The 8,154-nt window shown below is 49.9% G+C and carries 6 protein-coding genes; 4 read left to right on the forward strand and 2 right to left on the reverse strand.

Annotated features, from left to right (window positions below; genetic code table 11):
• A partial coding sequence (locus tag VIM87_RS24525) for a hypothetical protein (RefSeq protein ID WP_331999541.1) occupies positions 1–279 on the forward strand: 279 nt, incomplete at its 5' end.
• Positions 280–493: 214 nt separating this feature from the next.
• Here the strand turns inward: VIM87_RS24525 and VIM87_RS24530 are convergent.
• Together VIM87_RS24530 and VIM87_RS24535 are read right to left on the reverse strand one after the other, a co-directional pair.
• Entirely contained in the window at positions 494–1,390 is an 897-nt protein-coding gene (locus tag VIM87_RS24530) for an SDR family oxidoreductase (RefSeq protein ID WP_331999542.1), read from the reverse strand.
• A gap of 253 nt (positions 1,391–1,643) precedes the next feature.
• On the reverse strand, positions 1,644–3,749 hold the full coding sequence (locus tag VIM87_RS24535) for a prolyl oligopeptidase family serine peptidase (protein WP_331999543.1): 2,106 nt from the start codon (positions 3,747–3,749) through the stop codon (positions 1,644–1,646).
• A gap of 210 nt (positions 3,750–3,959) precedes the next feature.
• Between VIM87_RS24535 and pfkA the strand changes: the two genes are divergently transcribed.
• The 3 genes from pfkA (at position 3,960) to VIM87_RS24550 (ending at position 7,888) form a co-directional block, all read left to right on the forward strand.
• On the forward strand, positions 3,960–4,937 hold the full coding sequence (pfkA, locus tag VIM87_RS24540; RefSeq protein ID WP_331999544.1) for a 6-phosphofructokinase: 978 nt from the start codon (positions 3,960–3,962) through the stop codon (positions 4,935–4,937).
• A 10-nt stretch (positions 4,938–4,947) separates the two neighbouring features.
• Positions 4,948–6,438 (forward strand): pyruvate kinase, encoded by a 1,491-nt coding sequence (gene pyk, locus VIM87_RS24545; RefSeq protein ID WP_331999545.1) that lies wholly within the window; start codon positions 4,948–4,950, stop codon positions 6,436–6,438.
• Positions 6,439–6,529: 91 nt separating this feature from the next.
• Positions 6,530–7,888: an NAD-dependent succinate-semialdehyde dehydrogenase gene (locus VIM87_RS24550; protein WP_331999546.1), complete on the forward strand. Its 1,359-nt coding sequence runs from the start codon at positions 6,530–6,532 to the stop codon at positions 7,886–7,888.
• Positions 7,889–8,154: the final 266 nt, after the last annotated feature.

An 8,154-nucleotide genomic window follows, 5' to 3' on the forward strand; every position in this document is an offset into this window, starting at 1 on the left:
ACCACGCCTACTGATACCAGCGCTGCTATGCCGGCAGCCACTGATACGCTGCAGTACTACGTAGTATTTGCAACCTATCCCAGCCGGGCCGCTGCGGAAAAAAGGTTCCGCCAGTTAAAAGGTTTTGGGCTGAATGTTGCCATGTACAATACCCGCGATTCCACCAACTTCAAGCTGGCTATGCCTTTCCGCTCGCTGGCCGCAGATACCGCCGCAAACATCAAGAAAGTGAGGGATAACTATGGAGGTAAGAATGGGAAGGTGTACCTGGAGTTCTAATGTGCAGATGTGCATATATGCAGATGTGCAGATGAAATGCAGCGAATGCTAAACACTTGATTGTAAATATTCTAAAATAAAAAAGTGCAAATGGACCTATCCATTTGCACTTTTTTTATACCAGTAAATCCCCAACATACACCAGCACATTAGCACATTAGCATATCAGCACATTTAATCCATCTGCACATCTGCATATCTGCACATCCGCACATCATTTGATCTCCTTTGCCACAATCTCCAGCCCTTCTGCAAAGCTATGCGGCTGGTAGCCCAGCTCCTGCACGGCTTTATCGATCACAAAACCTGTTTTGGCCGGGCGTTTGGCAGGTTGCACAAAAGTTTTTGCATTCACTTTTTCGATCAGGCGCTGGTCCAGCTTAAAGAATTCCGCTGTTTGTACCGCCATTTCGTAAGGCGACAGCATTTCCTTACCGGAGATATGATACACGCCGGTGCTGCGTTTATCCGCCACCAGCTTACAGCCTTCGGCCAGGTCCTGCACCAGTGTAGGCGTGCGCCACTGGTCATCCACCACCTTTATCTTTTTGCCTTGCTGCAGGTTGTTCTTTACCCAGGTAATAATGTTGCTGCGCTGCATATCCACAGCAGTGCCATATACCAGCACCGTTCTTACAATAGCCCAGGGCACCTTGCTGTTCTTCACCAAACGCTCTGCCGCCACTTTGCTGGATCCGTAGTAGCTGAGCGGGTTGGCCGGCGCATCCTCTGCATAAGGGCCTTCCAGCCCGTCAAAGATAAAGTCGGTGGAAAGGAACAGGAAGTAGGCATTGTATTTTTCAGCGGCCTGTATCAGGTAGCGTGTAGCCGCTACATTGGTATCCCAGCAGGCATCCTTGTTACGCTCACATTCATCCACCTGTGTCATCGCGGCTGCATGAATAACAATGTCGGGCCGGTGTTTTTCCAGCAGCTGCTGGGCACTAACCGCATTGCGCAGGTTCACGGATTCGTACGTATAGCCGTTCTGTACCGGCAGGCGGTTCACGCCCCTGCACGCCGCAATTACTTCATACTGTTCATCCTGTACGAAAAGCGGTAGCAGATGTTGCCCTAATAAACCGTTACTTCCTGTGATTAAAACCTTCATAGCAGCCTTTTCTTAAAATTACGAATTAGTCAATTACGAAATGCGGAGCATTCATGAATACCATTGAAAATAATTATGATTATGAATAATTACGAATGGGGTGGAGCGATTGTTATAATTCTGCGAGTACAACCAGCAGTTTAAATTACAACTATCCTTTTAAATACATTACTTTCTTTACCCGTAATTTTATACCAGTGGCATCTGTAAGCACATATTCACTCGCTTTGCTCAATTCGTAATTCGTAATTGACTAATTCGTAATTGTCATTCCCAGATTGTACATCGTAAACGCCCATACATCCGTTGCCTCATCTATCTGTTTGGAGGTAGGCTTGCCTGCGCCATGCCCGGCCTGCGTTTCAATGCGTATCAGTGTAGGATTGGGTCCTTTTTGCGCTGCCTGCAAAGTAGCCGCAAACTTAAAGGAGTGCGCCGGCACCACGCGGTCGTCATGATCTGCGGTGGTCACTAACGTAGCCGGGTATGCGGTACCGGGCTTCAGGTTATGCAGGGGTGAATACTTTATCAGGTAATTGAACTGCTCGGGCTTATCGCTGCTGCCATACTCCACTACCCATGCCCAGCCAATGGTGAACTTCTGGTAGCGCAGCATATCCATTACCCCCACTGCCGGCAGGGCCACTTTAAACAGATCCGGCCGCTGGGTCATACAGGCGCCTATCAGCAGGCCGCCGTTAGATCCGCCACGGATGGCAATACGGGAAGGCTGCGTGTACTTCTCTTTTACCAGGTATTCTGCAGCGCCAATAAAATCATTGAACACATTTTGCTTATGTTCCAGCATACCGGCTTTGTGCCAGGCTTCCCCATACTCGCTGCCGCCGCGCAGGTTCACCACCGCGTAAATGCCCCCTTGCTCCATAAAGAACAGGTTGGATACGTTGAAGCCCGGCGTCATGGGAATATTAAAACCGCCATAGCCATATAACAATACCGGGTTGTTGCCATCCAGCTGTATGCCTTTTTTATAGGAAAGGAATATGGGTACTTTGGCGCCGTCCTTACTGTTAAAGAACACCTGTTTGGTCTCATACTCCTCCGGGTTGAACTTCACTACCGGCTTGTTGTACAGGGTAGATTGGCCGCTGGCTATATCATACTTATAAATGGTGCCTGGTGTGGTAAAAGAAGTGAAGGAGTAGAACAGGAACTTCTCATCCTTTTTGCCGGAAAAGCCGGAGATAGTGCCAATGCCGGGTAAGGATACCGCCTGCTCCGTTACTTTGCCGGGCGCTTTCTTATAGTCGTACCGGTATATTTGTTCAGCAGCATCTTTCAGGTAGCTGGCAAACAGGTAACCACCGCCGGTGGCGGCGCTCACCAGCACTTCCGGCTTTTCAGCCACAATGGTTTGCCAGTGCTCTTTTTCAGGATGCTGCGGGTCTATCAGCACTATCTTATAGTTTGGCGCATCATGGTTGGTACGCACCAGCAGCTTACCGCCAACATTATCAATTACATCCGGCTCATAGTCAAAGCCCTTTATCAGTAATTTGAAATCCTTCTGGCTGGCATCCTGCAGGTCGCGGTACTGTATTTCCCCGCCGGACGTACCTTCTGAGGTATGCAGGATCAGGAAACGTTCATCTTCCGTAACAGAAACGCCTGCATTGCGCAGCGGGTGCTCTTTATCCACATACACCAGCTCATCCTGCTCCTGCGGCGTACCCAGCTTATGATAGTACACTTTATGGAACTCGTTCTTTTTAGACAGGCGGTTCTGTTCATCCGGCGCATCATAACGGCTGTAATAGAAGCCGTTCCCTTTCCAGGAAATACCGCTGAACTTGATCCAGTCCAGCTTATCCGTAGTGCGTTCTTTGGTGGCTACATTCATCACAAAGGCCTGCTGCCAGTCGGAACCTGCGCTGGACAGCAGGTAAGCGGCGTATTGGTGGTCTTTGGAAAACTCTATGCCGCCCAGGGCGGTAGTGCCGGTGGCCGATAGCTTATTCGGGTCCAGGAACACTTCCGGCGTACCTTCCAGCCCTTTTTGGCGGTATAATACGGCCTGGTTCTGCAAACCATCGTTCTTATAGAAATAAAAATAATCGCCTTCCCGGAAGGGCGCCCCTGTTTTGGGGTAGTTCCACAGGGTAGAAAGGCGCTGGCGGATGGCTTCCCGGAAGGGGATCTTAGCCAGGTAGGCCTGCGTTACCTTATTTTGCTCCTGCACCCAGGCTTTGGTGGCCTCGCTATGGTCATCTTCCAGCCAGCGGTAGGGGTCTGGTACCTTTGTGCCATGATAATCATCTACGGTGTCTGTCTTTTGTGTAACCGGGTAAACCAGCCCCGGTGCCTCCTGTGCCACTGCACTGCCTGTTAAAATGCTCATATAAAATATCGGAATAGATCTATAAATGTTTTTTAGCATGTCTGAGATTTTTGTAAAAAATTCCGGCTTTGATTAACTAAAGTTGAAAATTTAGGTTATTTCATCTAATATCTGTTAGGAAACAAAATCCAAAATGTTATTTTTGTGCGCCCTTTTGGTGTTTTTTTAACAAACCAAATAACCACTGGGAAGATAAATATTATATCCTGAATGAAAAAAGTGAACAACATTGCAGTTCTTACTTCCGGCGGAGATGCCCCAGGCATGAATGCAGCAGTAAGAGCCGTTGTAAGAACAGGTATTTACCATCAGATGAATGTCTATGGCGTCATGTATGGGTACCGGGGAATGGTAAAGAACGAGATTCTTCCTATGGAGTCCAAATCAGTAGCTAACATCATTCAACGCGGGGGCACTATTCTTAAAACCGCCCGTTGTATGGAGTTCTACGAACCGGAAGGCCGCCAGAAAGCCTACGAGAACCTGAAAAAGCATAATATTGACGGGCTGATCGTGATCGGTGGCGACGGATCTTTTAAAGGAGCACAAAAATTCTCTCAGGAATACGATATTCCCTGCATAGGCTTGCCAGGCACCATTGATAAGGATATTGCCGGTACCGATTTCACCATCGGGTTTGATACAGCCGTAAATACCGCCATTGATGCGATTGACAAGATACGTGATACCGCCGACGCGCACGACCGCCTCTTCATCATTGAGGTAATGGGACGCGATGCCGGTTATATTGCGCTGCACAGTGGTATTGCCACCGGTGCAGAACATATCATGATGCCGGAGCATAAAGCCGAGGTGGAAGATATTATTGCAGACCTGCAGGCCAATGAACGCCGTAAAAAGCTGGTGAACCTGATCGTAGTAGCGGAAGGCCATGAAACCGGGGCTGCTGAAGTGGCCAAGATGATCAAACACCGCTTACCCAATGCGGATACCCGGGTATGTATCCTGGGCCATATCCAGCGGGGCGGTACCCCCACCTGCCAGGACCGTATCCTGGCCAGCCGTATGGGCTATGCAGCAGTAAATGCGCTGCTGGATGGCACCCATAACGTAATGGTAGGCATTGTAAACAACAAGATCCACTATACACCGCTGGACCATGCCGTTAAGGCCAAAGAAGAAATGGACACGGACTGGGTTAAAATGTGTAAAATACTAGCGAGTTAAAAATAAGTTTATGAGTACAAAGGATTTATCCAAATATTATCACAAGCAGATGGATCACGAGGCATCCAGAGAACATTCCACGCACAAAACTAAAATTGTTGCCACGGTTGGTCCCGCCTGCGATACCTATGAAAAATTGCTGGCGCTGGTACAAGCTGGTGTGAATGTGTTCCGTTTGAACTTTTCACATGGTGCGCATGAAGACAAAGCGCGCATCATTGATCACATCCGCCAGATCAACAAAACAGAACCTTATAATGTAGCCATCCTGGCCGATCTGCAAGGTCCAAAACTGCGTGTAGGCGAAATTGAGAATAACGCGCTGCCCCTGAGAGCAGGTGATATCCTCACTTTTGTGAACGAGAAAGTAGTAGGCAACATGGAGCGCATCTATGTTTCTTATGAAAACCTGCACCGCGATGTAAAGCCGGGTCAGAAGATCCTGCTGGACGATGGTAAGATCGAAACCATTGTAAGGGAAATTACGCCTGCCGGAGAGATCAAGGCAGAAGTAAGCCTGCCCGGTGTACTCTCTTCCAAAAAAGGTTTTAACCTGCCGGATACCAAAGTATCCCTGCCGGCTTTAACAGACAAAGACCTGGTAGACCTGGAATTTATCATTGACCATGAATGCGACTGGGTAGCCCTGTCCTTTGTGCGCGATGTAAAAGACCTTACCTACCTGCGCAGCAAGCTGAAAGCCCGCGATTCCAAGATCAAGATCATTTCTAAAATAGAAAAGCCGGAAGCTATCGAGAATCTCAAAGAGATCATCTGGGAAAGCGACGGCGTAATGATTGCCCGCGGCGACCTGGGCGTGGAGCTGCCCGTAGAGCAGATCCCCATGATCCAGAAAGATATTATCCGCAAATGTATCCACCGTGCTAAACCGGTGATCGTAGCTACCCAGATGATGGAGAGCATGATAGACCGTACACGCCCCAACCGTAGTGAAATTACGGATGTGGCCAACGCAGTGCTGGAAGGCGCCGATGCAGTGATGCTGAGCGGCGAAACCGCTACCGGCCAGTTCCCCGTACTGGTGATCCAGACGATGAAAAAGATCATTGCTGAAGTAGAGAAGGAAGATATCATTTACAACCGTAACCTGATCCCTCACCGCCACTCTGCCACCTTCCTGAGCGATGCCCTGTGCTACAACGCCTGTAAGATAGCAGAAGACCTGGATGCAGATGCCCTCATCGGTATGACACAGAGCGGCTACACCGGCTTTATGCTGAGCAGCTACCGCCCGCGCTCCCCGCTGTACATTTTCACCAAGGAAAGGTCGCTGGTAAACCAGCTGAGCCTGAGCTGGGGTGTACGCGCCTTCTACTACGCAGAAGAGAACAGCCTGGACGATATTATCCAGGACCAGATCAACATCCTGAAGGAAAGAGGTTTCCTTTCAAAGGAAGATATTGTGGTGAACACCGGCAGCACCCCTGTAAAGGAGCACCTGCCCACCAACGTATTAAAGATCACCCGGGTGCAGGATTAAGCGCCTGGTTAAGCATAACATTCAGAAGGAGGAACGGCTTTTGCTGTTCCTCTTTTTTTATGAACTACATTTGATCTTTAAACCTTTTCACATGGCTAACTTCAAAAGCGTGTACCCGTACACGCAGGAAACCATAGCTGAGTATGCAGCACACACCAAAGAGCAGATAGAAGATCTCTTAGCCAAAGGCCACAGCACTTACCGCCAGCTGGGGCAAATACCATTGCAGCAACGCTGCGACTGGATGCTGAAAGCCGCAGCCCTGCTGAAAGAGCAGGTAACGGAGCATGCTACCATTATTACCCGGGAAATGGGTAAAACACTGAAAGAAGCCAAAGCAGAAGTATTAAAATGTGCCGCCAGCGCAGAATATTATGCGCAGCATATTGCAGCCATGCTGCAGCCTAAGCCCCTTAATTCCGACGCCAGCAAAAGTTACGTGCTCTACCAGCCCAAAGGCATTATACTGGCTATAATGCCCTGGAATTTCCCTTACTGGCAGGTGTTCCGCTTTGCCCTGCCCAACCTGCTGGCAGGCAATACCGGGCTGCTGAAACATGCCAGCAATGTAAGCGGCTGTGCCCTGGCCATTGAAAAGCTGTTCCTGCAGGCCGGTTTCCCCGAAGGGGCCTTCCAGGCCGTACTGGTAAACTCAAAAGACATAGAGCCCATTATAGCCGACGACCGTATACAGGGTGTAACCCTTACCGGCAGCACACCGGCCGGTATGAGCGTAGCGCAGCTGGCCGGCAAATACATTAAAAAGAGCGTATTGGAATTAGGCGGCAGCGATCCCTTTGTGGTGCTGAAAGATGCCGACCTGGAAGCCGCTGCCGCTGCAGCGGTAAAGGCGCGTATGCAAAACGCCGGCCAGTCGTGCATTGCAGCTAAACGCTGGATAGTGGAAAGCGCCGTTGCAGAAGAATTTACGCATCAGGTAACCGCCATCCTGCAAAAAATGCAGCAGGGCGATCCCTTTGCGGAAAGCACCGACATGGGGCCTATGGCCCGCCCCGACCTGGCCGAAGGCCTGGCCAAACAATTACAGCAAACCACACAGCAGGGCGGCAGGCTGCTTACCGGCGGGCAATATGAGGGCTGTAACTTTGCCCCTACCCTGCTCACCAATGTGCAGCCCCACATGACGGCTTTTGAAGAAGAAACCTTTGGCCCCCTGGCCACCATTATTACCGCCAGAGATGAGCAGCAGGCCGTTAGCCTGGCCAACCACCCTACTTTTGGCTTAGGGGCTGCCCTGTGGAGCAAAGACCTGGAAAAGGCTGCCCGCCTGGCCACACAAATAGAAAGCGGTAACGTGTATATAAACGATATGGTGCATTCCGATGCCCGCCTGCCTTTTGGCGGCATTAAACAATCCGGCTACGGGCGTGAGCTGGCTGCCGAGGGCACACACGAGTTCCTGAATATCAAAACGGTATACATCAAGTAGCACCACGCAGGTTAAATGATAGCCGGAAGGGGCAACCGCCTCTTCCGGCTATCCCTTTTACAATAGGATATATGCCCCAAGTATTTTACCTTCATCCCCTCATTTTAATTAAGCAACCCAGGCTGCTTCCCATAATTAACTATGAAACAACAGACTAAACCAACGCGTTATTCGCCTTACATCACCATCAGCAGGGAAGAATGGGCCCGGCGAAGGGACGATGCCGCCTTAGTGTTTGAGAATGATATTTCCAAGCTGCAGGGCCT

The sequence above is a fragment of the Chitinophaga sp. genome (genome assembly GCF_036569125.1).
GTDB lineage: Bacteria > Bacteroidota > Bacteroidia > Chitinophagales > Chitinophagaceae > Chitinophaga.